Raw genomic sequence first — 25,241 nt, forward strand, 5'->3', positions numbered from 1 at the left:
GGGGCTTGGCGAGTGACGTATCAGCTGCCGCTACTGGCGCCGCCGACCATGCCGCTGCGCAGGCCTTCCCGGTTACCGCGGGACTGCAGGTGAGTGCTGACGGCATCCTCCGGTGAACCGGCGAGTTCGCGGAACATGCCCATGGAACCGAGCAGGGCGGAGGACTCGTAGGGAACGAAGACCCGCTCGCCTTCCTTCGCCATGTTGGGAAGCCCCTTGATATAGCTTTGGCCCAGCAGGTAACCCACCACCGTCTGCTTGTTGTCCTCGCTGTCGCCGAGGGCATTGAGCACCAGCTTGATCGATTCCTGCTCGCCCTGGGCGCGCAGGATGGCGGATTCCTTGTCGCCTTCGGCATTGAGGATCGCCGACTCCCGCTGCCCCTGAGCCATGGCGATGGCCGCGGACTTTTCGCCTTCGGCCTCGGTCACGGTGGCCCGGCGCTTGCGTTCGGCGGCCATCTGCAGACGCATGGCGGATTCGACTTCCTCGGGCATGGCGATGTCCTGCACCTCGACCCGGGAAATCTTCACTCCCCATTTGGAGGCAGGCTCCTCCATGGCGGCCTGGATCTCGTTATTGACCTCCGAGCGTGACTCGAACAGCTTGTCGAGCTCCATCTTGCCGACCACCGAGCGCAGGGTGGTCTTGGCCAATACCTCCACGGCCTGGCTCATGTTTTCCACTTCATAGACCGCGCGCTTGGGATCGATGACCTGGTAGTAGAGGGCCCCGTTGATCGTCACCGTGACGTTGTCGGTGGTCACCACGGGTTGGCCGGGGAAGTCCATGACGGTCTCGCGACGATCGATCCGCGTCTCGTCGCTGGTGATGGCATGGTAGTCGTCGCCCATCTTGCGGTAGCGGATCATGGTGATGGCGCGGGGTTGCTCGATGAAGGGAATGATGATGTTGATGCCGCTTTCGAGGAGTCGATTGAACGACCCCAGGCGCTCGATGACCATGACTTCCGATTGGCGAACGACCACCAATCCCTTGACGATGATCAGGATACCGATGACAACGATGATCAGGCTGAGAATCAGGCCGGGGCTGACGGGGAGATCCATGATTACTGCTCCTTGGAGGTAGTGGAGGCGAGTGAGACGATGGCGGTGGTGCCATCGAATTCCTTGAAGGTTACGAGAGTATCCGCCGGAAGGTCGGCCTCGTCGGTCGCGGCGAGACGAATCCGATAGAAATCGCCGTTGATCTTGATGCCGCTGGCACCGTCGAAGTCACGCTCGATGACGCGATAGGTCTGGCCTTGTTCCACGCCGGTACCGGTGGTGCCGTAAGCCACCCCCGCGGGGGAAAACCTGGGGCGCAGAACCCACACTGCGACGGGGACCAGCAGCCCCGAGGATATGCCCATTCCGAGCAGTTGCCATGGCAGGCTGAATCCTAGGGCGGCGAGCGCGGCGGTCAGCGCCGCGGCCACGCCCAGCGCCAGCAGCAGCAGCGCCCCGGAGGCCAGTTCGGCCACGCCCAGCAGCAAGGCGATGACCAGCCAGGTATAGGCAGGGTTCCAGTCCATGGTAGCTCCGTGGTTGATGTGGGGGACGCCTCGGCTGACGTCGCGAGCGATCATCTCTCTCGTATTGTGCCTCAGCCCGGGTGCCCGAGTATCGGCACATGATGCGAAAAAGGGGCGAGATCAGGAAGCATCAAGGTGGTTACAAGGCCAGGCGTGGGTGATCGAGCCTGCTATGCTGGCGACATCGAGACGGCGGAGGATGCAAGTGACGGGGATGATCTACTGGCTGGACATGATGGGGGTGATCGTCTTCGCGCTGTCGGGGGTGATCCTGGCCTGCCGTTCGCGGATGGATCCTTTCGGCATGCTGGTGCTGGCCGCCATGACGGGGATCGGCGGTGGGACCCTGCGTGATCTGGTGCTCGGCGTGCGGCCGGTGTTCTGGGTCGAGGATCCGGCGTATCTGTGGGTCATCCTGGCGACCGTCGGGCTGTCCATCCTGGGCTTCCATTACATTCACCGCCTGTCGCGTGTCTTCCTGCCGGTGGCGGACGCCTTCGGCCTGGCGCTGTTCACCGTGATCGGTGCCCACAAGGCGATGACACTGGAGGCACCGGGAGTAGTGGCGGTGCTGATGGGGCTGTTGACCGGCGTGGCGGGTGGCATGATGCGCGACGTGCTGGCGCATCGGGTGCCGATGGTGCTGCGCCAGGAAATCTACGCCACGGCCTCGATCGCCGGCGGTGTGGTCTTCGTGACGCTCGAGGCGCTGAACCTCCCCTTGTTTGCCGCCATCTGCGGGGCCCTGGTGACGACGCTGGGGCTGCGTCTGGCGGCGATTCGCTGGCGCCTGGCGTTGCCGGTCTTCGCCTGGGTGGAAGTGGAGCGTCCCGCTTCCCCGTCGCAGGCGGGGCAGCCCCCGGCGCCGCCGAAGCGCTCCAAGTTCCGGGTCAAGCTGATTCCCCCCGAACGATCGCGTCGTCACAAGGAGCGCCCATGATCGCAACTCTCAAGGCGACCGCCAGGCTCAGGGTGGCCTGGCTCTGGGGACTGGTGCTGTGCCTGGGGCTGGCCGGCTGTGCTCTCGATGCGCGTCAGGATGAGGCGCGCTATACGGCGGTGGCGGCCGAGATTCGCCAGCATTATGAGCGGATTCTGCCCGATCTGCCGGTGGATGATCGTCGCCATTACGCCCAGCGTCTCTATCGCCTGACCGGCGAGCCACGTTACCTGCCGCCCAATCGCGCCTATGCCGACCGCCTGATCGCCGAGTTGCGCGAGGAGATCGAAGGGCTGGCCCGGCCGGAGGTCGTTGCGGCGCGTGCCGAGGCGGCGGTGACCGACTACCCGGAGCGTACCGCCAAGCAGCAGCGCCGCAAGCGCATGCTGGCCGACTGGCGTGAGGTCGCCTATGCCAAGGGACTGGCCTTCCGGCTGACCCAGGCCAGCTATCATGGCCTGCTCAACGAGACCGACCTGCCGGGCCATCGTCGGGCGTTGCGCTACCTGGAGAGTGTCGATTTCCAGGCTTTCGTCACTGACCCGCAAGTGATGGAGGTCTATGCCGCCCAGGTGGCCAATCTGGTGTACTACCTCCACGAGTTGGGCGTGGCCGATCTGCGCGAGGCGGCGATCGAGGCGTTTCGCGCGCACTATCCGCCCGAGCGGGACGCAGCGCTGTCACGCGCTTCCTATCGCAACAAGATCTACGGGATGACCCATTTCGTGATCGCTGCCAGCGGCTACTATCAGCGTCCCGTTTCGGCCGAGGAGTTCGACTGGATACTGGACTATTTCGCCACTCATCTGGATCGCATCCTGGTCGAGACCAAGGCGGATATCTACACGGAAGTCGGAATCAGCTTCCTGCTCGCGGGGCGCGAGGCGGACCCCGCGGTGCGCCGGCTGCGCGATGCCCTGCTGGCGGCTTATGATCCCGAGGCGCGCATGGTGCCGGCCGAGAACGGTAGTCTCGACCCGGCGTACGGCGAGCACCGCAACGTCCTGGCCATCATGCTGCTGGACTGGCCCGAGCGTCTGTATCCCGGCCCCGAACTGGGGACACACCAATGAGATCTCACCCATCCGATCAGGCGACCTCCGTGACAATGGACACACATGACCCGCTGGATACCGCCAGTCGTTACGCGCTGGTCATCATCGCGCTTTTGCAGGGGGGCGTGCTGTGCTACCTGCATTTCTCCCTGGGCTTCGGAGCCGAGGGGCGGCAGCTCTGGCCGGCCACCGATTTACGCTGGCTGGCGGCGATTTATACGCTGGTCATCGCCTTGCCCGGCTTCTTCTACATGGGCCTCGAGCGTTTTCGGGACTCCCGCAATCTGCTGGCCGCTGCTGTCCTTGCCCCCTTGCTGTTCTGGCTGGGCTGGCATCTGGGCTGGCTGGCCCAGGCCGCGGATCTGGCACTGCGAGGAGGCAACTTCATCATGCCCTTCGTTGCCAGCATTGGCACCAGCCTGTTCATCCTGGCGGTGTATTTCCGTGCCTGGAGCCATGGCGGCAGGCTGAAGGTCTCGTATCCGCAGTTGGTCGCTTATTCCTGGCAAAACGCCTTGATACTGGCGCTGCTGGGGCTGTTCATCGGCGTCTTCTGGCTGCTGCTCATGCTCTGGAGTGAGCTGTTCCGGATTATCGGGGTGGATGTCTTCGCCACAGTGTTCAACGAGCCGATCTTCGTTTATCCGGTGACATGGCTCGTCGGGGGCATCGGCCTGGTCATGATCCGTAGCCGGATACGCCTGATCGCGATGGTCCAGTTCATGTGCGAGGTGCTGATCAAGGCGCTGCTGCCGCTTGCCTGCCTGATTGGCGTACTGTTTCTCGCCGCGCTTCCGTTCACCGGCCTGCAGAAGATCTGGGATACCGGTCATGCCGCTCTACTCATGATGCTGCTGGCTATCGTGCTGCTTTTCTTCTTCAACGCCGTGTTCAGCGAACAGGCCGAGTCGCCGCCTTATCCTCGGGTTCTGCGCTGTTTCGTGTACCTCGGAATCCTCTTGCTGCCCATCAATAGCCTGCTGGCCGCTTGGGCGCTATGGCTGAGAATCGACCAGTATGGATTCACGGTCGATCGCCTCTGGGCGGGAGTCATTCAACTGCTGATTGCCGCCTTTACCCTGACATATGCCGTCATGTTGCCATGGAAGCGTGGCGATGCCTTGCGGGGTATCCACACCATCAATAGTTGGCTCGGCATCGGCATGGCGGTGGTGTTGATAGCGATCAATACGCCGCTGGCCGACTTGCGTGACTGGTCAGCAGAAAGCCAGTCTGCGCGGCTTTCCAGTGGCAAGGTCGATCCGGATGAGTACGAGTATGCATATCTGCGTTTCGAATTGGGTGCCTACGGTGTTCGAGTTCTGGAACGCCTGCGCGCCGATAAGGCTTTCGCCGAGGAACACCCGCTGGCAGCCAAGGGCATTGATGCCGCCCTCGCGCGGGAGAGCCGGTACGACCGGACGCCCCAGGTCGATACCAGTGATCCTGATGCCGTGGCCGCCATGTTCCGGATCGATGCGTCAGCGTCTCCACCTGACTCGCTGATGCGCGTCGTGGCCGAACAGCAGAATTACTGTCTGTCCAGTTCGGGACTCTGTGCCGTCGTCCAGGCAACCTCGCCGGATGCCGACTACTGGATAGTCTTCTATACACACTACAGCCCCTACAGCAGTGGCGAGGTGTATCGGCAGACGCCGGCTGGAGGGCGGAAAATTGGCTCGGCAAGTCTGCTCGGTTGCCAGCATGAAGAGGCTTCGCATTCCGGCAACCTTGGCAAGCTGGAACGCTTGCCTGGCCCCTTCATGGTCTTCACCGACGGCGAGTGTTATTACCAGATCGAGCCCGAGCTCGATTATCTGATCGACCGCCCGATATCAGAGGATGGCAACGCTGGCGGATGAGTCTCAATCGGCATGATCAAAAAAGGGCCGCCGTCTGGCAGCCCTTTCATCATTGGCTGGAGGGGCAACGGCGTCAGCCATGCAGGGCGAAGCTGGCCCCATTGAGCCAGAGGTGAGTCACCACGCTGGCGATGTAGCCCAGGGCGATCACCGGCGTCCAGCGCAGGTGGCCCATGAAGGTATAGCTGCCGCGTGCCTGGCCCATCAGTGCCACGCCGGCGGCGGAGCCCACCGACAGCAGGCTGCCGCCGACCCCGGCGGTCAGGGTGATCAGCAGCCAGTGGCCATGGGACATGTCGGGCTCCATGGTCAGCACGGCGAACATCACCGGAATGTTGTCGACCACTGCCGAGACCACGCCGAGCGCGATGTTGGCCCCGGTGGCATGCCACTGGGTGTAGAGCACGTCCGACAACAGGCCCAGATACCCGATGAATCCCAGGCCGCCGACGCACATCACCACGCCGTAGAAGAACAGCAGGGTATCCCACTCGGCACGCGCCACGCGGTTGAAGACGTCGAAGGGCACTACGCTGCCCAGTTGCTCGAGCTTCTTCCAGTCGCCGCGCTGGGTGTAGCGGGTACGCTTGCGTTCGAGAGAGCGCGGCAGGCTCTGGCGCAGGTAATAGCCGAAGAACTGCAGGTAACCCAGGCCGGTCATCATGCCCAGTACCGGCGGCAGGTGCAGCAGGGTGTGGCACACCACGGCCGTAGCCACGGTGAGGAAGAACAGGACGATGATGCGCCGCGCACCACGCTTGAGCCAGATGTCGTCCTCGAGACTGGCGGGCTTGCGGTTCTTGATGAAGGCGCTCATCACCACGGCGGGGATCAGGAAGTTGACCAGCGACGGGACCAGCAGCGCGAAGAATTCATGGAAATGGACGATGCCCGCCTGCCAGACCATCAGGGTGGTGATATCGCCGAAGGGGCTGAAGGCGCCACCGGCGTTGGCGGCCACCACGATATTGACGCAGGCCAGGTTGATGAAGCGCTTGTCGCCCTCGGCGACCTTGGTGACCACGGCGCACATCAGCAGGGCCGTGGTCAGGTTGTCGGCGATCGGCGAGATGATGAAGGCCAGGATGCCGGTGAGCCAGAACAGCATGCGGTAGCTGAAGCCCTTGCGGACCATCCAGGAGCGCAGTGCATCGAAGACATTGCGCTCTTCCATGGCATTGATGTAGGTCATCGCCACCAGCAGGAAGAGCATCAACTCGCTGAATTCGAGCAGCGTCTCGCGAAAGGCGTGCTCGGATTCGCTGGACATGCCTGCCTGGACGTAGACCCAGCCGATCAGCCCCCAGATGATGCCGGCGGCGACCAGAACCGGTTTCGACTTGCGCATGTGCAGCCGCTCTTCGGCCATGACCAGGGCATAGGCCAGCGTGAAGATGGCCAAGGCCAGAAAGCCGACGAAGGACGTGGTCAGGTCGAGTGCTGGGGTGGCGGCGAGGGCGGGAGTGACCAGGAAGAAAAGGAGAAACGGACAGGAGGCGAGCGCGAGGCGATCCGGGAGGCGCTGGCGCCCGCGGGCGAGACGACGAAAGCTTTGCAGCATCATTGTTATCCTGAGTCGTAAAATGGCAAGAAAGGGTTTGAAAACCGACAAATTTTACCATTTTGTACGCTCATACATGGTTTTCTGGCCTGCCCCTTTGGTAGGAGGTGCCGTCATGTGCATGGGTCGATTCATGGAGTGTCGCTGCCCGTACGTCCCTCGGAGAGAATTTTATGGCATCATCTGCGATTCCGGCCGGAACGCCGGGAGAGTTTCGTAACGCCAATGACACAGGCAGACTTCGACGCATGTTTCTCGATGATTACCACTCGCGCACGGGCTCGCGCATTCATATTACCGCTGAGCAGGCGAGCCGCTTCGCCAAGCGTGTGGCCGGTGACTTCAATCCGATCCACAATTCCGATGCGCGACGTTTCTGCGTCCCGGGGGATCTGCTGTTCGCGCTGGTCCTGGCGCGTTTCGGGCTCTCCCAGAACATGAACTTTCGGTTTCTCAGCATGGTCGGCGACAGCGTCCCGTTGAGCTTCGCCGAAGGCGACGATGGGCTGATCCGGGTGCAGGATGATGCCGGCAAGTGCTATCTCGAAGTGTGCCGCGATGGTGACGTCACGCACGACGAATCGGTGGTGGAAGCCTTCACGCGTTGCTATGTGGCTTTTTCCGGCAAGAACTTTCCTCATTACCTGAAGCCGCTGATGGAAGATCGGGGAGTGATGTTCAATCCCCGCCGTCCGCTGGTGATCTATGACAGTATGGGCTTCTCGCTCGATCGACTGGACGGTGTCGAGCCGGGACTGGAACTGCTCGACTCCTCCCTCGACGTGGCCGGCAAACGTGGCGATGCGCTGCTGGACTTCCGTATCGTCGCCGGCGGCGAGGAAGTCGGTAACGGCGCCAAGAAACTGGTGGTCAGCGGGCTCTGCGACTATGACGCTTCGGCGATGGATGAGATCGTCGACGAGTTCTATCGACTGAAGGCGGCTCATGAGGCTGGCGCCTCATAGGGCGTATCCTGCCTGGCACTCGGGGAGAAGACGATGATTCGAACCCTGCTCCTGGACGCCGATGGCCATGCCACCCTGGGAGGTGAGGAGCTGATCGCACGCTGGCGCGAGTCGCCGGACAGTCGTATCTGGATCGATCTGCAGGGCGAGGGCATGGTACGCGAGCGCGAGATGCTCGAGGCCTTCGGTTGCCACCCGATGGCCATCGACGATGCCCACCGGGACCGCCACCCGCCGAAGATAGAAGAATTCGACGACCATACCCTGATCCTCTATCGCGGTATTTCTTCCTTCGACGATGAACTCGACTATGTGCCCCAGCAGATGGCCTTCCTGCTGGGCGAGCGTTTTTTGATCAGCCTGCATCCGGGGCAGGCGATGAGCGTGGATCGGCTGTTCGAGCGTGAGGGCGAGTACCTGCTCGGGTGGTCTCCGGAATATGTCGCGTTGCGGATCATGTACATCTCGGCAGGTTTCTACCTGGACAGCCTGCTGGCGTTCGAGACACAGCTCAGCGACCTCGAGGATGCCCTGACCAACGATGGCAGCGATACCCTGATGCGCCGGGTCATCGCCTATCGCTCGCGGCTGGTCAAGATGCGCCGCATCTTCAACTATCACGTCGGCATCACCCAGCAACTGATCGGTCACGACTACGATCACCTGCCTCGTGCCAACGAGGAAACCCTGCACGCCATCAACGATGTGCACGAACGCTTCGAGCGACTGCTGAGCCTGACCCAGATGTACTATGACATCTGCGGCGACCTGTTGGATGGCTATCTTTCCCTGTCGTCGTACGAGCTCAACAGCACCATGCGCATCCTCACGGTGATCACCGCCATCTTCGTGCCCCTGAGCTTCCTGGCAGGGGTCTACGGCATGAACTTCTCCTACATGCCCGAACTGTCGTTCCGCTACGGCTATTTCATCGTGGTCGGCGTCATGCTGACGCTGATGGTCAGCATGCTGTACCTGTTCAGGCGCAAGCGCTGGTTCTAGCGCCTATTTCCATGCAGGCACGCGAGACATCTGTCTCTAGCAGCGGCTGGCCCACGGGCAAAGGCCGGGATTGGACACTATGCTGGGATGAGGCCCTTGGGGCCGATGTTCACCTACCAATGTCGGGAGGTAAGCAGGATGTCCATCATATCGCTTGGCCGTTGCGCGCTGTTCGCATTGCCGCTGGTTGCCGCCTCCGCCCTGGCCGCTGACGGCAACGACCTGACCTTTCAGGGCGATGCCAGCTTCGGAGGGCCGCACGGTGGCCAGTCGATACAGGTCGCGCTGATCGACACCGCTTCCGGAGAGGTTCTGGGCATGGAGAGCGGCGAGGTCTCCGCCGATGCGGACCCCGCCTTTGCCTTCGACTTTCCCGGGGCCCTTCAGGAGGGCGGGAGCTACGAAGTGCACTACTGGATCGACTCCAACTTCGGTGGAGGTTCCGTCGGTAGTTGCGACGAGATGCAAAACGATCACCAGTGGAGCGTTCCCATCGAAGCGGATGGCGGGGATGTCTCGCATGTGGAAACCCACGACCCCTCGACGCTCGCCTCCGTCTGCGACACTTTCGAGTAGTCGCGATATCGTCGCCCATCACCGTCCGGTTCGATCCGGGCGGTGATCGTGCAGCTAGACATCGGTATCCAGGCCACCCATCAGCTTGGTCAGTAGCGCATTCAGCGTTCGCTGCTCCTCTTGGTTCAGCGGGGAGAGCGCGCGGGCCTCGTTGTCCACATGTGGCGCGATGGTGTCGTTCACGAGGTCGAGTCCTTCTTCCGTCAGCGTGACCAGCATGCTGCGGCGATCATCCGGGTTGGGACGGCGCGCGATCAGTCCGGCCTTTTCCAGCCGGTCGAGCTGGTTGGTCATGCCCCCCGAGGAAAACATCAGCACCTTGAACAACTGGGTCGGCGTCAGGGCGTAGGGCTTGCCGGCGCGACGCAGAGTGGCCAGCACGTCGAACTCCCTCGGTTGCAGGCCGCGCTCGCTGAAGAATGGTTCCAGATAATCATGGGAGATATGGCGGCTGATGGCCCCCAGGCGGGCGGTCAACTCCATGGGAAGTAGCTCGAGATCGGGGCACTCCCGACGCCACTGATCTATCGCGACACTGACTCTGTCCATATGCCTTGCTATCCATTTATCTTGATACTAAGATTCTTTTTGTCGTGATACACGACGATGAGATAGAGGAGTATAGAATGGCGAATGTACCCACGGGACACAAGGCTGACGTCGTCAAGGCCCTGGGCTGCCTGTTGCTGGTCGGCACCCTGCTGGCTCTGTCGCTGAGTGTGGCCAAGTTCGCCGACGCGGCGGACCTGCCACGCCTCTCTTTCCTGATGGTGGCCATGGCCGGGGCGAGCCTCGCGCAATTGCTGCTGTCGTTGCCGAAGAGAGCGCACTGGCGGCTCGATCGCCGCGTCCTCGAGTATGCGCTGGTGTCCGGAATCCTGCTGGCTCTGCCCAATGCGCTCGGCTTTCTGGCAGTACGTCACGTGGGGGCAGGGTTCGTCTCGTTGAACTTCGCCTTTCCGATACTGGTGACCTGGCTGCTGGCGGTGTTGCTGCGCATGGAGTCGCTGCGCTGGGATCGGCTGGGCGGCGTGTTGCTGGGGCTTGCCGGCGGCGTTGTCCTGGCACTGTCCAAGGCCAGCGCCGGTGGCGGCCACCTGGGCTGGTCGCTATTGATTCTGCTGCTGCCCCTGACGCTGGCTCTGGGCAACATCTATCGGACATGGCGCTGGCCGGATGGCGTGCCGCTTGCCTTCCTCACGGCCCTGGTGCTGGCGGGTGCTGCCCTCGGCCTGTTGCCGGTCGCGTTCGGCACCGAAACGGGGCGGGTTGGTGAGCTGTTCGCTTCGCCTGCCGCGGTAGGGCTGCTGTTGGTCGAAATAGGTATATTCACCGTCCTGTATCTGTTCTTCTTCATTCTGCAACGGCTGGCCGGACCGGTATACCTGAGCCAGATCGGTACCGTCGCCGCCGTCATGGGCACGGCCATCGCCGTACTCTTTCTGGGGGAGTCGGCACCGCCCAACCTGGCCATCGCCGGTGGTCTGGTCATTGCCGGCACCCTGGTTTTCCAGCGTGCGGCCTGGCGCGCTGCACAAGCCTCATCACCTTCTACCGTTAGTCGAGCCAAGGAGTCCTGAGCATGTTGCATACTGCCCTGAACTGGCGATACGCCACCAAACGCATGAATGGCCGTCGTGTACCCGAGGCCACGGTCGAACGCATCCTGGACGCGGCGCATCTGGCTCCCTCGTCCTATGGGTTGCAACCGTACTCGGTCGTGGTGGTCGAGACACCGGAGCTGCGCGAACGCTGCCAGCCGGCCATGTTTCATCAACCGCAGGTCGTCGAGGGCTCCCATTTACTGGTCTTCGCCACCTGGGAGTGCATCGGCGAGGCCGAGGTCGACCAACTGATGGCGCTGATCGCCGAGGAGCGTGGACTCGAGTTGTCCTCCCTGGAGGGATATCGCCAGACAGTGGCGGGTACGGTCGAACGCCTTGCGACAGCGGAAGCCCGACACCAATGGGCTGCACGGCAGGCCTATCTGGCGATGGGCATGGTGCTGGCGGCGGCCGCCATGGAGCGAGTCGACGCGACACCCATGGAGGGCTTCGATCCGGCGGCCCTCGATGAAGTCCTGGGCCTGCCGGCCCGTGGGTTGCGCAGCGCCGTGGTGGTGACGCTCGGCTATCGAGACACGGACGCCGACTGGCTCGCCAATCTCAAGAAAGTGCGCTGGCCGCGCGAGCGGGTGATCACCCGAGCTGAATGATGAGCGCCGGCCGCCCGGCCATCAGGCTGCATGGCTGGGCTCGCTTTCCTGTTGGCGGCGTTGTTCTGCTTCTTCCCGGTCGCGCCATGTGCCGCTGATCATGCGGTAGAAAATGGCGCCGAGCAGGCTCCCGAGGATCGGTGCCACCCAGAACAGCCAGAGTTGCGCCACCGCCCAGTCGCCGACGAACAAGGCCACGCCGGTACTGCGTGCCGGGTTGACCGAGGTATTGGTCACCGGAATGCTCACCAGATGGATGAGGGTGAGCGACAAGCCGATGGCCAGCGGCGCGAAACCGCGGGGTGTCCGTGCGTCGGTGGCGCCGAGGATGACGAACAGGAACATCATGGTCATCACGATCTCGACGAGCAGGGCGGAGATCATGTCGTAGCCGCCCGGCGAGTGTTCGCCGTAGCCGTTGGCGGCGAAACCGCTGGAGATCTCGAAGCCGGGCTTGCCGGTCGCAATGAGGTAGAGCACACCAGCACCGATGAGGGCACCGATGACCTGGGCGACGATATACCAGGGCAGCTCGCGTGCCGGGAAACGACCGCCTGCCCACAGCCCGATCGAGACCGCCGGATTCAGGTGGCAGCCCGAGATATGGCCGATGGCGAAGGCCATGGTGAGTACCGTCAGACCGAAGGCCAGGGAAACGCCCAGCAGACCGATCCCCAGTTCGGGAAAGCTGGCGCTGAGCACGGCGCTGCCGCATCCCCCCAGCACCAGCCAGAAGGTGCCTATGAATTCGGCGATGTACTTGTGCATGTTCGTGCCCCTCCCGGGAATCGCACCAGCCACTTGTTGGCGATGTTTCGCCTTGTGTGTGGCGCGCTTGTGAGGGTTGTAATGCCTCCAACTCCGGTTGCCAAAACAACAAAGGTAAAGTGTCTCTCTGGATGGATGACGCTATGCTGGACGCGCGGACCGGCAATCTTTACGCAGCGAGGTAGAAATGCGGCTTCAGCGAACCGGCGTGATCCTCAACACTGACAACTATGATGCTTGCGTGGCCTTCTACAGGGATGTGCTCGCGCTCCCCGTGATATTCGAGAAACATGAAGGTGATTTCCGGCAACAGGCCGAGGACGCTACTTCCTGAGCGTCAGGCGGTGGCCTAGACTCGAAGTTCGTTCATTTTCCTCCGAGCGCAAGAGGACAGCCTGGCATGATCTCCATCGAATTTCTGATCACTTCCCTGATCGTCGTGCTGGTGCCCGGCGCCTTGGGGATTCAACTGGCGTTGTCTGATCGATGAGCGGGCGCGCGTTCGAGACGGAGCGGCTGATCATTCGTCGTTTGGCGAAAGAGGATCTGGCCGACCTGACGGCCCTCCTGAGCGATCCGGAGGTGATGCGGTTTTCCGTTCGGGGCGTCTGTGACCGTCGGGCAACCCGCCGTTTTCTCGACTGGAGCCAGGACTGTCATGCGCTCCGTGGTTTTGGCCCCATGGCGCTGATCGATCGGGGTTCCGGTGCGTTCGTGGGGTTCTGTGGGCTGGTGCCGGAAGAGGTGGCAGGCGTCGAGGAGATCGGGATCGGCTATCGCCTGGCCAGGCAGTTCTGGCATCGCGGGCTGGCTACCGAGGCGGCCCGGGCGGTGATGGCGCATGCCTTCGACGTTCAGCGGCTGGAGGAAGTGGTGTCCGTCATCGAGCCGGCACATCGGGCTTCCATCCGCGTGGCGGAAAAGATCGGGTTCCAGGCATTCGTCACATGTCACTTCCATGGGCGCGATGTCCGGGTGTATCGCTTGTCCCGAGCGCAATGGCGCGAAATGGCTAGCTCTGTCGGATAGCCCCAGTTGGATAGAGAACCCGCCATGTTCCATGACCCGGAAAACAGAATTCTCGCCTGGTTGCATGCCGATCCCGTCCGATGCGAAGCACTGGAACTGGCCGAATGTCTGGGCCTTGCTGACTGGTGTCTGGCCGCAGGATTCGTGCGCAACCTGGTGTGGGATCGGCTCCATGGATACGCGCATTCGACGCCTCTCAATGACATCGATCTCGTGTACTTCGACCCCGACGATGACTCGGAGAGCCGGGATCGCGATCTGGAAGGCTATCTGAATAGCGTGTCGAGGCTGCCATGGTCGGTCAAGAATCAAGCCAGGATGCATGAACGCAATGGTGATGCTCCCTATCGCTCGACGAGCGATGCCATGACGTACTGGGTCGAGCGGGAAACGGCCGTGGGAGTTCGTCTCGACGGGGAGGGAAGCATGTCGCTGGTGTCTCCCCTCGGCCTGACATCGTTGCTGGAAGGCCAGGTGACCTACAATCCGAGATGTCGGAACATGGTGGCCTTTCGGGAACGGTCCCGGAACAAGGATTGGCTATCGATATGGCCAAGGCTGGTCGTCGCCGGTTGAAGGGCGAGCGGTATCTTGGGTGGCATGGTGGCCCCGGGGCGGGCCACGCATGTCGGGTACCGGGTGTCAGGCCTCCCTCTGGGGGCGACGGATGGCCCTCAACCGTCCACTGGGGCCTCCACCGCAGAAGAAGCGGTCGGCTCCATCGGACTCGAGCCCCGAGACGCCCGTGTCGGTCGGTAGGTCGAGCCGTTGCTGGACTTCCCCGCTGTGCGGGTCGATCCGTCGTACATCGCTCTCGCCGCTTTCCCAGGTGCCGTGCCAGAGTTCGCCGTCGACCCAGGTGACCCCGGTGACCATGCGGTTGGATTCGAGGGTGCGCAGCACGGCGCCCGTCTGAGGATCGACCTGGAGGATCCTGCGTCCTTCGTACTGCCCCACCCAGAGCGTTCCTTCGGCCCAGGCCAGCCCCGAGTCATCGTCGCCGCTGGGCGAGGGTATCGTCGCGAGCACGTCGCCGGTCTCCGGGTCGATGCGCTGGATGCGCTGGCCGGCGATCTGGAACAGATGTTGGCCATCGAACGCCGTTCCGGCGGAGGCGGCGGCATCCACCGATCGTTCGGTCTTGCCGCTGGTCGGATCGAGGGCGGTCAGTGTCTCGCCGGTCGCCAGCCAGATGTAGCGGCCGTCGAATGTCACGCCATGCACGCACTCGATGCCCGGAAACGGGCCGTACTCGCGAAGCACTTCGGCTGATTGTCGTTGCATTGTCTTCCCCTTGATGGACATCGCTTGTGGGTTGCCTGATGCAGGCTAGCCGCTCGGCAGCGGACCAGGGAGTAACAAGGTTGTCGTGAATCCGGGGATGGCGCCTGTCATCCAGCGTCGTGCCCGCCCGCGACCATAGGCCTGCACCTTGTTCGCCGCCGCCAGCGCGTCGAGCGAGCGTTGTGCGGTGCGTTGGCTGACGCCGAGCGCAAGCGCCAGGGCCGAACTCGACCAGGCCTCGCCGTCGGCGAGCAGGGCCATCACGTCGGCATGTGGCGTATCGTCGGGAGGCGCCAGCACGACGACCTCACGAGCCTCGCATGCCGCCAGCGAGAACCCTCGGTGCGTGGCGCTCACCGATGCCAGCGAACGTAGCGCCGTGCGCAGTCGGCCGATCTCGACCCGCAATCGCGCACGATGCGTTTCATCGACGTAGCGCGTTCGGAAGGCACGCTTGATGAGGGTTTCTCTCGGCACGTCGTCGGGCCAGGATTCGCCCAGGGCGCGCACGAGCGCGAACAGCACCGGTCGTCGGGTGAGCGAAACCACGCTGTCGGCGTGGCGCACGACATGGCGGCAGGCATCCACCACGAGGGCCCGCGATGCCAGAAGCGCCTCGACATCCTCGAGCAGCAGGGGACAGGCGTCGTCACGCGTTATCCGGCGTGCCGCGGTGGTGCGAAGAATGCGCGAGGCTGTCTCGACCTCCGCCATCAGGGCTGGGATGCCGGCGGCCCGGGCGGCGTTTTCGGCCCGGGCGAGCGCGGCGTGCACCCGCCCGGTCTTGAGACGCCGCGTCGCGATCCCCGCCACCACGAGTTCGTGGGCGGCTCGCAAGGCTGGCGGTAAAGGGGCGGTATCGATGTCGGCGAGGATGGCGTCGGCCTCGTCGAGACGACCGCGCAGCAGAAGGTGGCGGGCCTCGAGATGGCGGGCATGCGAAGCGTTCACGAGGTCGCCGTGTGTCTCCAGGGTGTCGCGGGCGCCGCCGAGGGCCCTGGCGGACCAGCCGAGGTCACGCGAGACTAGCGCGATCTCGGCTTCGGCGACGATGCATCGTGCACGGGCCGCCGCTTCCTTCGAGCCGAACGCTCGCGCGGCATCGCGCAGGCGCTCCCGGCCTAGCGAGAGATCGCCGAGCCGCGCCAGGGCGATGCCTCTCAGGGCGAGGGCTGGCGCATCCTCGCGCAGGGCAATCCGATTCAGCGCACCGAGCGGGTCGCCCGCCGCGAGTGCGCGCCCCGCGGCTTCGATCAGTGCATCCATCCAAATGTCGCCATCATTGTTACTCCCGGTCCTGGCGTGTCTGCACTAAATATATCCCATGGCCCGACACCAACGGGCCACATCGGATCCATGCATGAACCCGAAGGGAGAATGCCGAAATGGTGGAACACAGAACGGCGACACGCGAAGAATGGCTGGCGGAGCGGCTCGAACTGCTGCAGGCAGAGAAGGAACTGACACGGCGCAGTGATGAATTGGCGCAGCGGCGCCAGGCGCTGCCGTGGGTGAGAATCGACAAGTCGTATCGTTTCGAGACCGAGGCAGGAGATGCCTCGCTGAAGGATCTTTTCCAGGGGCGCTCGCAACTGATCGTCTATCATTTCATGTTCGGCCCGGACTACGAGGCGGGCTGCCCGTCATGTTCGATGATCGCGGATGGCTTCAACGGCTTCGTGACGCACCTGGCCCATCATGATGTCACCCTGATGGCGGTGTCGCGGGCGCCGCTGGCAACCCTGCAGGCCTACAAGCAGCGCATGGGCTGGTCCTTTCCCTGGGCCTCGTCGCCCGATGGTGACTTCAATTTCGATTTCAGCGTCTGGTTCACCGAGCAACAGCAACGTGACGGGGACATCGAGTACAACTATCAGCGCGAGCCCGTGTTCGCATGGCGGGCCGGGAAGGCAGGTGGCGGCGAGGCGCCGGAGTCACAGTTTGCGGCCATGTGTGGTACCGATACGGCCACCTATCAGCGCGACCGGCCGGGGATGAGCACCTTTGTCCTGGAGGACGGCGCCGTCTACCACTGTTATTCCACGTATTCGCGCGGATTGGATGGGCTGTGGGGCTCCTACCAGTGGCTCGATCGGGCGCCCCTGGGGCGTAACGAGTCCGGAGGAATCTGGTGGCGGCGCCACGACGAGTACGGCGAGTCGTGAGTCACGAACATGTTATCTGGTCCGTTGCATGGCTCGTCGCACAGCTCGGTCTGTCGAAACGAGGCTTCTCCGCGCGACTATCCTGAGGCAGCGCCTCTGGCTGTCGCCATTCTCAACCCCGCGGAGAAGAGGAATCATGACCAGGATGATTTTCGTGAATCTGCCCGTTACCGACCTCGGCGCCTCGATGGCGTTCTATCAGGCCCTCGGTTTCGAGAATAACCCGACGTTCACCGATGAAACGGCGGCCTGCATGGTCTGGAGCGAGACGATCAGCGTCATGCTGCTCACCCACGACAAGTGGCGGACCTTCACCAGCCGTCCGATACCGCCGGCCACCTCCAGTGAGGTGATGCTCGCCATCTCATGCGAGAGTCGGGAAGCCGTCGATGACATGAACGAGGCGGCCGCCGCCAATGGCGGCACGGCGGACATCAATCCTCTTCAGGATCTCGGCTTCATGTATAACCGCAACCTCGCGGATCCGGATGGACACGTCTGGGAGGCGATGTGGATGGACATGGCGGCGATGCCGACCGACACCTGAGCCCGTAGGGGCCGGTCGACCGAGTAGGGTGCCCGGTCAGGGCTTGATCTTGCCTCGCAGGGCCTTGGTCTTGCCTTTCTGAACCTTCTTGTCGACCCGGCGGCGTTGGGAGCCCCGGGTCGGCCGGGTTGCCTTGCGGGTCTTGCGTTGTTGAACGGCGCCCTGGATCAGTTCGCGCAGCCGTCCCAGGGCATCTTCCTTGTTAAGCTCCAGCGTACGGTGATTCTGGGCCTTGATGATGATGACCCCTTCCTTGCTGATGCGCCGATCCGACAGCGCCATCAGGCGTTCCTTGTAGAAGGGAGGCAGGCTCGAGCCGGGTATGTCGAAGCGCAGGTGCACCGCCGAGGCGACCTTGTTGACGTTCTGCCCACCCGCGCCCTGGGCGCGAATCTGGGTGATTTCGATCTCCTGATCGGTCAGTTCCACGGTATTGGAAATACGCAGCATAGGCTCCCCGGGTCCGGGATCACGCCTGCGACGTGGATCGCAGTGGGTCGAGCAACCCGCCCAGACCGTTATGGTCGATTTCATGCATCAGGTGCAGCAGCCGGCCGATCTCGCCGCTCGGAAAGCCCTCCCTGGCGAACCAGTTGAGGTAAGGGCCGGGAAGGTCGGCGATCAGGGTCCCTTCGTACTTGCCGAAAGGCATCCGCAGGCTTACCAGTCGTTCCAGATCTTCGGGATTCACGGGCATGCTCCTGTCATGACGAGGGTCGTATCTTACGGCAATGGCCGGTGTTCAGGGAAATGGCCGGTATCCATGGCCCGGTGTGGTGTCGAGGCCTCGCCGAGCCAGGTCTCGAAGGCGTGCATGGCCGGTGTGACGGGGCGCGACTTCAAGCGCGTCAGCCAGTAGCCGCCCATGGAAGTGTGCAGGTCGAAGGGCTGGCGGATGGCGCCGCTGGCCAGTTGTCGAGTGAACATCCGGGGCGGGCAGAGCGCCACCCCGGCCCCCTGCAGGGCGGCGTCCATCATTGCCAGCGAGGAATCGAAGACGATGCCCTGGGCGAGAGGTGGTGTGGCATGCACGCCGGCGGCTTCGAACCAGCTTGTCCATTCGTGCTCGCGATAGGAACGCAGCAGGGTGTGATGCATCAAGTCGCTCGGCTCGTGCAGCGATTCGGCGATGCGCGGGATGCACAGGGGCGAAAGCGGTGCCTCGAAGAGCGGCATCGCCTCGGTGCCATGCCAGCCGCCATCGCCGAAGCGTACCGCATAATCCAGCCCTTCGGCGGCGATGTCGGCTCGATTGTTGTGGGTCGACAGGCGTATCTCGATGAGTGGATGGCGCGCTTGAAAGTCCGGCAGGTGGGGCAAGAGCCAGCCCACGGCGAAGGTTCCCACCGCGCCGACCATCAGGATGTCGCGGACCCGCCCCGTCTCCAGGCGTTCCAGCATCTCGGCCATGCGATCGAAGGAATCCTGCATGACGGGCAGCAGAGCCTCACCTTCCGGCGTGATCAGCAGCCCCCGTGGCAGGCGCTTGAACAGTGCCACGTCGAGTCTGCTCTCGAGCAGCTTGACCTGATGGCTGACGGCCGCCTGGGTGACGTTCAGTTCGTTGGCTGCCTGAGTGAAGCTTGCATGTCGCGCAGCGGCCTCGAAGGCACGCAGGGCATTGAGGGGGAGATGGGGTCTGGCCATGACAAGCCCTAACTCAGCTTATGTGTGAGGCAAAATATCATGGTTTGTGGTGCGAATGGCCGCTATATAGGCTTGATCTCCGATGATGTCGTGAAAGCGTCGGACGGTCGGACATGGTGTGACCGAACGTGGTTTGATCATGCCCGCTCGCCGTTTACCCGAAATGGTGGATTGCATAAGGAGAGTGTCGTGTCGATATCCCTGACCCGTCGTGGGTTCACTGCCCTGTTGGGCTCCCTGGCCGTGGCGGGAGCCATGTTCACCCCGATGATCACCCTGGCCGATACCGAGGGTGCTGGCCTGGAGGCCGAGCTGGCATCGCTGGAGCAGCGCCTCGATGCCCGCCTCGGCGTCGCGGTGACCGATACCGGCAGTGGCCGGCATTGGGGCCATCGCGAGGACGAACGTTTCCCCATGGCCAGTACCTTCAAGGTCCTGGCCTGCGCCGCCTTGCTGGACCGCGTGGATGCCGGCCAGGAAGAACTGCAGCGCCGCGTGATCTACGAGCAGGATGATCTGGTGACCTATTCGCCGGTCACCAAGGAACATGTCGGGGAACCCGGCATGACGCTGGGTTCGCTCTGCGAAGCCGCCATGGGCTACAGCGACAACAGCGCAGCCAACATGGTGCTGAAGGCGATCGGTGGCCCCAGCGCGGTGACCGATTTCACACGCTCGCTGGGCGATGACATGACGCGTCTCGACCGTTGGGAAACCAAGCTCAACGAGGCCATTCCCGGCGATCCGCGCGACACCACCACGCCGGCGGCGATGGCGGCCGACCTGCAGGCGCTGTTCCTCGGCGACCGACTCTCGGAAGAGTCCCGGGAGCGACTCACCGACTGGTTCCTCGGCAACCGGACGGGCGATGCCCGCCTGCGCGCCGGCCTACCCGACGACTGGCGGATCGGCGACCGGACCGGTAGTGGCGCACACGGCTCGACGAACAACGTGGCAGTGGCCTGGCCATCGGACGGCGAACCGGTGATCATCAGCGCCTACCTCACCGAGTTCGAAGGCGACATGGACCAGCGCAACGCTGCCATTGCCGAGGTCGGGAAGCTCGTGGCAAGGGCCTTGCAGCAACGCTGAACAGCCATGGTTGCTGCACTCGTGTCGGGCCGGCCTTGAATCTTTCGCGGCCGGCCCACATGCAAGGGAGACAATCCCACGCGAGGAGGCAGCATGACGACACTGGTGATCGGCGCCAACGGACAGATCGGGCGCCAGTTCTGCGAGCTGGCCAAAGCGGCGGGCGAGCCCATCAAGGCGATGGTGCGAAGCGAAGAGCAGCGTGCCTGGTTCGAAGAGCGTGGCATCGATACCGTGGTGGCCGACTTGGAAGGCGAGCTGCGCCACGCCTTCGAGGGCTGCGACCAGGTACTCTTCACGGCGGGCTCCGGGCCGCATACCGGGCCCGACAAGACGCTGATGATCGATCTCTACGGGGCAATCCGCGCCGCCGACCTGGCGAGCGAACTGGGGCTGTCACGCTATCTGATGGTCAGCGCCATGCGCGCCGAGGACCCGCTGAGCGCTCCCGAGAAGCTGCGCCCCTACACGGCGGCCAAGTTCGCTGCCGATGCGCACCTTCGCCACTCGCGAGTGCCGCATGTCATCCTCAAGCCCGGCCGACTGACCGATGAGGCCGCCACTCGCAAGGTCGCTACCTCACTCGAGGAAACCGGCGGCGAGAACACCGTCTCCCGGGCCAATGTGGCGCATGCGCTGTTGCATCTGGTCCAGGCTCGCACGCTGGTCGATTGTGAATTCGACCTGCTCGACGGCGAACGCGAGATCGCCGAGGCGCTGTCGTGAGTGGCAACATCACGCCCGGGGCCAGCGACCCGGCACTGGCCGAGAGGGTGCGCCGTGTGCTGGAAACGCTGCCCGAGTCCGCCTTGCCGATGACCTATCGCCAGCTCGCCGCAACCCTGGGGCTGACGCCGCCGCGCACCATTCAGCGCGTGACGACGGCCCTGGAGGCGTTGATGCGTGAGGATGTCCGCCAGGCACGACCGATGATCGCCGCCCTGGTGGTCAGTCAGCGCGGCGGAGAGAGCCTACCGGCGACGGGCTTCTTCGAACTGGCCGTCGAGCTTGGACGACTGACGGCCGATCCCGCGCGCCAGGTCGACGCCTATCACGAGGAATTTCGTCGCGCCCTGGCGGCTCGCGGCTGAGGGGCGGCGCTCAGCCCGCCCCGCTGATCAGCCCTATCACGCTGACCAGGATCAGCACGCCGCCGAGCACGCGGAAGAAAACGCCGCTGCCGGCGGACAGCATGTAGCGATGGGCACGTTCGCCGAGCAGGTGGCCGGCCAGGGCGCAGGGCAGCAGCCACAGTTGGTGGATCAGTTGCAGATCCACGCCGGCGATGACGAACGAGACCATCTTGATCGCCACCAGGATGAACCACAGCACGAACAGGGTGTCGCGTAGCTGGTGTTTCGCCACGTGACTGGCGAATACCGAGACGATCAGGGGCGCGCCGATCAGCGAGGTACCGCTGACGTAGCCGCCCAGCCCCAGCAGTACGCAGTCGACGGCTTTGTTCTGGCTGCGAAATGGCCGGTTCAGCAGGTAACTCGTGCCGTAGACGAGCACGATCACGAAGATGATGATCGACATGATGTTGCCCGGCAGGGTCAAGAGGCCCACCACGCCGATCAGCTTGGGCACGATCATGATCTTCAGTGCCCGGAACAGGTAGGCCCAATCGATATTGCCGCCATCTCGCGCCCCGGCATCATCGGCGCGAGCCTGGCGATGGCCGCGCCAGGCGATCCAGCTCGAGAAGATCAGCAGGTGGATGGCGACGATCGGCAGGAAGACCAGCGGCTCATCGAGCACCAGCAACAGGAAGGGCAGGGCCAGTACCGCGCCACCGAAGCCCAGGCTCGTCCTGACGAAGCCGCTCCAGGCGAAGATCAAGCCGATGAGTGCGTACTGATACCATTCGAGTTCCGCCATGGTTCAGGCAACTTCCGGTGTCTTGCACACGTCCACCCACTCGGCGTCGACGAGCTCGGCCAGCCGTGTCGGGGTGAGGCGCACGGCGCTGTTCACTTCGCCAGCGGCGGGCAACACCTCGTCATAGGCCTTGAGCGAAGCATCGCAGTAGACCGGCAGCGGCGAGGCCAGCCCGAACGGGCAGACACCGCCCACGGGATGCCCGGTCAGTGCCAGCACGGTCTCGGCATCGAGCATCTTCGCCTTGCCGGCGAAGGTATCGCGCATCTTGCGATTGTCGAAGCGCGCGTCGCCGCTGGCCACGACCAGTACCTGGCGTTCGCCGATCCGGAAGGCCAGGGTCTTGGCGATCTGTCCTGGCGCCACCCCATGCGCCTCGGCGGCCAGGGCCACGGTGGCGGTACTGGTCTCGAGCTCGAGTATCTCGATGTCGGGGGCTTTCTCGGCGAGAAAGGTGCGCACGCTGGCAAGGCTCATGGTCGGCTCCCTGATTCATTCACCAAACCACGATCATAGCGAATCAGAGAATCCTGTGGAGGCGGGCCGACTATTGTGCGCGGCGCTGCACGTCCTCGAGGAAGGTCTGGATGCGGGCCGCGTTGGTGCCGAGGTCGCTGCGTCCTATCCGCGAGGCCGAGCGCATGTCGACCCGCACGCCGTCCGGTGTTTCCGTCAGCCGGATCACGATGTCGTCTTCGAAGCCGAACCAGCGCGTGGTGGCGGTTGCCTCGAGGCGGTGCGACGTGACTTCGGCGATGTGCCAGTCCTGGGCGTCGGCCGCGGCCTCCACGGCGGCCATGACCCGATCCAGGGGCTGGTCCAGGGTGATGGGCGCAAGGTGTGGATAGGCGATGCGCTGCTGTCGGGCGGTGGGTTCGCCGGGATAGGCGACCGCATTGGGAGCCGCCTGGCGTTCGTCTGCCAGTGCCTCGAAGGCGGGCGGGGTGGTCACGTCGGTGGTGATGTCGTGAATCGGCGGCACGGTGCGGGCCATGTGCATCATCTGCGCCGGCAGCGCGATGGTCGCCGCCACCGCCAGGATCACCAGCATGCCCACCAGCGCCGGTCGCCAGCGACGGCACAACCCGGCCACCATGAAGGTCAGCAGGCCCAGCACGCCGGCCCCGAGGGCCAGATGCGCCCCCTGGCGCAGCAAGGTGAACGACGTCCCCAGCGACAGCCACTCGAGCCGATAGGCCGGCCCTGCCGCCCCCATCAGCGCCACCGCGACCACCAGCAGGATGACGCCCAGCCAGCCGAGCACGACGGGCCAGTTGCCGCCTCGGGGGCGTGGCTTGAAGGTCAGGGACGACATAACGCGCATTCTCCCGATGCAGATGACAAACCCATAGCATAGGCCCCCGACCCCCTCCTTGCCGACCGGGGCCAGGAAATTCATGCCGGGAAGCATGGGCGCCCACGCTCCGCGACGCTACGGGAAAGCCTGCCCAGGCGCGCATGAAGCGCCTGGGTCGTTGCATCATGGTAGCGAGAAGGTTACTGCCGCCAGAACATGGGCGTCAGGAGCACCAGTACCGTCAGGATCTCCAGGCGTCCCATCAACATGCCCACACAGAGTAGCCATTTGGCGGCATCCGGCAGCGGGGCGAAGTTGCCGGCGGGGCCGATCGTCTCGCCCAGGCCCGGCCCGACATTGGCGACCGCCGTGGCCGCGCCGGACAAGGCTGTGGTGAAGTCGAGCCCGAGCAGGCTCAGCCCCAGGGCCAGGCCGGCGACCGTCAGGAAGAAGAAGAAGGAGAAGGCCACGACGCCACGCGTGATGTCATCGGTCAGCGGCTGGTTGTTGTATCGCGAGACGAAGACGCCGCTGGCGTGTATCAGGTAGCGCAACTGGTCGCGCAGCAACAGCATGGCCACCTGAAAACGGAAGATCTTCATGCCGCCGCTGGTGGAGCCGCTGCAGCCCCCGACGAAGGTGAGATAGAAGAACGCCACGTAGGCCGTGGCTCCCCAGGCGCTGTAATCGTCCGAGGCATAGCCGGTGGTGGTAACCACGGACACGACGTTGAACGTCACCTGGGTCAGTGACGTGAAGGCTGGGGTGCCCTGTGAGACTCGCCAGATCGTGAGCGCGAGGATGACGAGCAACAGCAGCAACAGCAGGCCTTGTACCTGCTGGTCGCGCAGCAGGGCCATCCGAGAGCCGCGCAGGAAGCGAATGTAGAGCACGAACGGCAAGGCGCCGCAGAGCATGAACAGGCTGCCCATCCAGAGCAACTGCGGCTGTTCGGCATAGGCCCCGAAGGAGGCATCGGAATTGGCGAAGCCGCCGGTGGCAAGCGAGGTCATGGCATGCACGACGGCATCGAGCGGGCTCATGCCACCGAGGTAATAGGCCATCGCGGCCAGCAGGGTAAAGCCGCAGTAGATGCTCAGTGTCGCCTTGGCGATGCCGCCCGTGCGTGGCATCACCTTGTCGGACCAATCGGAGGACTCGGTATGGAACAGGCGCATGCCGCCGACCTTGAGAAACGGCAGGATGGCGATGCCCATGACGATGATGCCGATGCCACCGAGCCACTGCATGATGCCGCGCCAGAGCTTGAGGCCATCCGAGAGATCCTCGATATGCACCAGTATCGTCGAGCCTGTGGTGGTGATGGCCGACACGGATTCGAAGACCGCATTGGTCAGCGACAACTGCGGCGCCCCCAGGACCAGAGGCAGGCTGGCGAAACTGCTGATGGTCACCCAACTGAGTGTCGTCAGCACGAACATCTGCCAGGGCTTGAGGCTGACCGGAATCCGCCAGGTGACGATCCACGACAGTGTCGCTGCCGCCAGCACGATGGCGATGGACAGGCCAAAGGCCAGGGCGTCCGGTTCGCTCTCGACGATCAATACCAGCAATGGTATTGCCATGAATATGGCCAGAACCAGCCATAACACGGCAAGCACCTTGAGAATGGGCGCCCACCGGCGCAACGTATCCGTGACCCTCCGGGTGTCAGCCATGGACGAGGCCTCTCCTTTTCTTCATCCACCTCACAGAACGAGATGCACATGAAAGCATGGAGTGGCAGAAAAATCCGTAAAATTACCAAGATCGGTGCCTTTGGGTCGTACCGTTCGAGGGGAACGCCCGCGCAAACGC

29 protein-coding genes are annotated in these 25,241 nt (G+C 63.6%); 15 read left to right on the forward strand and 14 right to left on the reverse strand.

The genetic code is table 11. The features are described 5' to 3' along the window. Positions 1–20: 20 nt before the first annotated feature. Positions 21–1,070: an SPFH domain-containing protein gene (locus HELO_RS02225; protein WP_013331177.1), complete on the reverse strand. Its 1,050-nt coding sequence runs from the start codon at positions 1,068–1,070 to the stop codon at positions 21–23. Between the two features lie 2 nt (positions 1,071–1,072). Then, the gene (locus HELO_RS02230; protein WP_013331178.1) at positions 1,073–1,537 is read right to left on the reverse strand and encodes an NfeD family protein; all 465 of its coding nucleotides are present in this window, start codon (positions 1,535–1,537) and stop codon (positions 1,073–1,075) included. A 205-nt stretch (positions 1,538–1,742) separates the two neighbouring features. Between HELO_RS02230 and HELO_RS02235 the strand changes: the two genes are divergently transcribed. Genes HELO_RS02235 through HELO_RS02245 form a run of 3 tightly spaced genes read left to right on the forward strand, consistent with a single transcriptional unit; the run spans position 1,743 to position 5,394 of the window. Further along, positions 1,743–2,477: a trimeric intracellular cation channel family protein gene (locus tag HELO_RS02235; protein ID WP_109637590.1), complete on the forward strand. Its 735-nt coding sequence runs from the start codon at positions 1,743–1,745 to the stop codon at positions 2,475–2,477. Next, positions 2,474–3,550 carry a DUF3541 domain-containing protein gene (locus tag HELO_RS02240; protein WP_013331180.1) on the forward strand — a complete coding sequence of 359 codons (1,077 nt, stop codon included), beginning with the start codon at positions 2,474–2,476 and terminating at the stop codon, positions 3,548–3,550. Before HELO_RS02235 ends, HELO_RS02240 begins: the two co-directional genes overlap by 4 nt. A 35-nt stretch (positions 3,551–3,585) precedes the next feature. After that, entirely contained in the window at positions 3,586–5,394 is a 1,809-nt protein-coding gene (locus tag HELO_RS02245; RefSeq protein ID WP_049786181.1) for a DUF4153 domain-containing protein, read from the forward strand. Between the two features lie 73 nt (positions 5,395–5,467). On the opposite strand, the gene nhaD is transcribed toward HELO_RS02245, so the two are convergent. After that, the gene (gene nhaD, locus HELO_RS02250) at positions 5,468–6,958 is read right to left on the reverse strand and encodes a sodium:proton antiporter NhaD (protein ID WP_013331182.1); all 1,491 of its coding nucleotides are present in this window, start codon (positions 6,956–6,958) and stop codon (positions 5,468–5,470) included. Between the two features lie 245 nt (positions 6,959–7,203). On the opposite strand from nhaD, the gene HELO_RS02255 reads away from it, so the two are divergent. The 3 genes from HELO_RS02255 to HELO_RS02265 all read left to right on the forward strand — a co-directional run bounded on the left by HELO_RS02255 (position 7,204) and on the right by HELO_RS02265 (position 9,498). Beyond that, positions 7,204–7,920 carry a DUF3581 family protein gene (locus HELO_RS02255; protein WP_041601856.1) on the forward strand — a complete coding sequence of 239 codons (717 nt, stop codon included), beginning with the start codon at positions 7,204–7,206 and terminating at the stop codon, positions 7,918–7,920. Between the two features lie 33 nt (positions 7,921–7,953). Then, a complete protein-coding gene (locus tag HELO_RS02260; protein WP_013331184.1) occupies positions 7,954–8,922 on the forward strand; it encodes a magnesium transporter CorA family protein in 969 nt (322 codons plus the stop codon). A gap of 138 nt (positions 8,923–9,060) precedes the next feature. Then, positions 9,061–9,498, forward strand: a complete 438-nt coding sequence (locus tag HELO_RS02265) for a hypothetical protein (RefSeq protein ID WP_013331185.1) — start codon at positions 9,061–9,063, stop codon at positions 9,496–9,498. Positions 9,499–9,552: 54 nt separating this feature from the next. Here the strand turns inward: HELO_RS02265 and HELO_RS02270 are convergent, their stop codons facing one another. Beyond that, on the reverse strand, positions 9,553–9,981 hold the full coding sequence (locus HELO_RS02270; protein WP_232519611.1) for a MarR family winged helix-turn-helix transcriptional regulator: 429 nt from the start codon (positions 9,979–9,981) through the stop codon (positions 9,553–9,555). Positions 9,982–10,124: 143 nt separating this feature from the next. Between HELO_RS02270 and HELO_RS02275 the strand changes: the two genes are divergently transcribed. Both HELO_RS02275 and HELO_RS02280 read left to right on the forward strand, forming a co-directional pair. After that, on the forward strand, positions 10,125–11,078 hold the full coding sequence (locus HELO_RS02275) for an EamA family transporter (protein ID WP_013331187.1): 954 nt from the start codon (positions 10,125–10,127) through the stop codon (positions 11,076–11,078). A gap of 2 nt (positions 11,079–11,080) precedes the next feature. Then, a complete protein-coding gene (locus tag HELO_RS02280; protein WP_013331188.1) occupies positions 11,081–11,713 on the forward strand; it encodes an NAD(P)H-dependent oxidoreductase in 633 nt (210 codons plus the stop codon). 21 nt (positions 11,714–11,734) lie between these two features. Here the strand turns inward: HELO_RS02280 and aqpZ are convergent, their stop codons facing one another. Then, positions 11,735–12,481, reverse strand: a complete 747-nt coding sequence (gene aqpZ, locus HELO_RS02285) for an aquaporin Z (RefSeq protein ID WP_013331189.1) — start codon at positions 12,479–12,481, stop codon at positions 11,735–11,737. Positions 12,482–12,967: 486 nt separating this feature from the next. Here aqpZ and HELO_RS02290 point away from each other — a divergent pair, with 486 nt between their 5' ends. Both HELO_RS02290 and HELO_RS02295 read left to right on the forward strand, forming a co-directional pair. Next, a complete protein-coding gene (locus tag HELO_RS02290; RefSeq protein ID WP_013331190.1) occupies positions 12,968–13,510 on the forward strand; it encodes a GNAT family N-acetyltransferase in 543 nt (180 codons plus the stop codon). 24 nt (positions 13,511–13,534) lie between these two features. Continuing rightward, positions 13,535–14,086, forward strand: a complete 552-nt coding sequence (locus HELO_RS02295; protein WP_013331191.1) for a nucleotidyltransferase family protein — start codon at positions 13,535–13,537, stop codon at positions 14,084–14,086. A gap of 66 nt (positions 14,087–14,152) precedes the next feature. On the opposite strand, the gene HELO_RS02300 is transcribed toward HELO_RS02295, so the two are convergent. Then, the gene (locus HELO_RS02300; RefSeq protein WP_013331192.1) at positions 14,153–14,794 is read right to left on the reverse strand and encodes a Vgb family protein; all 642 of its coding nucleotides are present in this window, start codon (positions 14,792–14,794) and stop codon (positions 14,153–14,155) included. 45 nt (positions 14,795–14,839) lie between these two features. After that, a complete protein-coding gene (locus HELO_RS02305; RefSeq protein ID WP_013331193.1) occupies positions 14,840–16,060 on the reverse strand; it encodes a hypothetical protein in 1,221 nt (406 codons plus the stop codon). Between the two features lie 119 nt (positions 16,061–16,179). Here HELO_RS02305 and HELO_RS02310 point away from each other — a divergent pair, with 119 nt between their 5' ends. Together HELO_RS02310 and HELO_RS02315 are read left to right on the forward strand one after the other, a co-directional pair. Continuing rightward, on the forward strand, positions 16,180–16,959 hold the full coding sequence (locus HELO_RS02310) for a DUF899 domain-containing protein (protein ID WP_013331194.1): 780 nt from the start codon (positions 16,180–16,182) through the stop codon (positions 16,957–16,959). Between the two features lie 136 nt (positions 16,960–17,095). Beyond that, positions 17,096–17,506, forward strand: coding sequence for a VOC family protein (locus HELO_RS02315; protein WP_041601857.1), 411 nt, complete (start codon positions 17,096–17,098; stop codon positions 17,504–17,506). A 36-nt stretch (positions 17,507–17,542) separates the two neighbouring features. Here HELO_RS02315 and arfB read toward each other — a convergent pair whose 3' ends face one another. Genes arfB through HELO_RS02330 form a run of 3 tightly spaced genes read right to left on the reverse strand, consistent with a single transcriptional unit; the run spans position 17,543 to position 19,153 of the window. Next, a complete protein-coding gene (gene arfB / locus HELO_RS02320) occupies positions 17,543–17,956 on the reverse strand; it encodes an alternative ribosome rescue aminoacyl-tRNA hydrolase ArfB (RefSeq protein WP_013331196.1) in 414 nt (137 codons plus the stop codon). A 19-nt stretch (positions 17,957–17,975) separates the two neighbouring features. Further along, the gene (locus tag HELO_RS02325) at positions 17,976–18,197 is read right to left on the reverse strand and encodes a DUF3820 family protein (RefSeq protein ID WP_013331197.1); all 222 of its coding nucleotides are present in this window, start codon (positions 18,195–18,197) and stop codon (positions 17,976–17,978) included. Positions 18,198–18,229: 32 nt separating this feature from the next. Then, positions 18,230–19,153: a LysR family transcriptional regulator gene (locus HELO_RS02330; RefSeq protein ID WP_013331198.1), complete on the reverse strand. Its 924-nt coding sequence runs from the start codon at positions 19,151–19,153 to the stop codon at positions 18,230–18,232. Positions 19,154–19,342: 189 nt separating this feature from the next. On the opposite strand from HELO_RS02330, the gene bla reads away from it, so the two are divergent. The 3 genes from bla (at position 19,343) to HELO_RS02345 (ending at position 21,336) form a co-directional block, all read left to right on the forward strand. Then, on the forward strand, positions 19,343–20,245 hold the full coding sequence (gene bla / locus HELO_RS02335) for a class A beta-lactamase (RefSeq protein ID WP_041601858.1): 903 nt from the start codon (positions 19,343–19,345) through the stop codon (positions 20,243–20,245). A gap of 93 nt (positions 20,246–20,338) precedes the next feature. Beyond that, a complete protein-coding gene (locus HELO_RS02340) occupies positions 20,339–20,971 on the forward strand; it encodes an SDR family oxidoreductase (protein WP_013331200.1) in 633 nt (210 codons plus the stop codon). Further along, positions 20,968–21,336, forward strand: coding sequence for a hypothetical protein (locus HELO_RS02345; RefSeq protein WP_013331201.1), 369 nt, complete (start codon positions 20,968–20,970; stop codon positions 21,334–21,336). Before HELO_RS02340 ends, HELO_RS02345 begins: the two co-directional genes overlap by 4 nt. Positions 21,337–21,346: 10 nt before the next feature. Here the strand turns inward: HELO_RS02345 and HELO_RS02350 are convergent, their stop codons facing one another. The 4 genes from HELO_RS02350 to trkI all read right to left on the reverse strand — a co-directional run bounded on the left by HELO_RS02350 (position 21,347) and on the right by trkI (position 25,102). Then, the gene (locus tag HELO_RS02350; RefSeq protein WP_013331202.1) at positions 21,347–22,126 is read right to left on the reverse strand and encodes a TSUP family transporter; all 780 of its coding nucleotides are present in this window, start codon (positions 22,124–22,126) and stop codon (positions 21,347–21,349) included. Between the two features lie 3 nt (positions 22,127–22,129). Beyond that, positions 22,130–22,603 carry a YbaK/EbsC family protein gene (locus HELO_RS02355; RefSeq protein ID WP_013331203.1) on the reverse strand — a complete coding sequence of 158 codons (474 nt, stop codon included), beginning with the start codon at positions 22,601–22,603 and terminating at the stop codon, positions 22,130–22,132. Positions 22,604–22,673: 70 nt separating this feature from the next. After that, positions 22,674–23,441 carry a DUF1499 domain-containing protein gene (locus HELO_RS02360; RefSeq protein WP_041601859.1) on the reverse strand — a complete coding sequence of 256 codons (768 nt, stop codon included), beginning with the start codon at positions 23,439–23,441 and terminating at the stop codon, positions 22,674–22,676. 182 nt (positions 23,442–23,623) lie between these two features. Then, the gene (gene trkI / locus HELO_RS02365; protein ID WP_013331205.1) at positions 23,624–25,102 is read right to left on the reverse strand and encodes a Trk system potassium transporter TrkI; all 1,479 of its coding nucleotides are present in this window, start codon (positions 25,100–25,102) and stop codon (positions 23,624–23,626) included. Positions 25,103–25,241 lie beyond the last annotated feature (139 nt).

The organism is Halomonas elongata DSM 2581, from assembly GCF_000196875.2.
GTDB lineage: Bacteria > Pseudomonadota > Gammaproteobacteria > Pseudomonadales > Halomonadaceae > Halomonas > Halomonas elongata.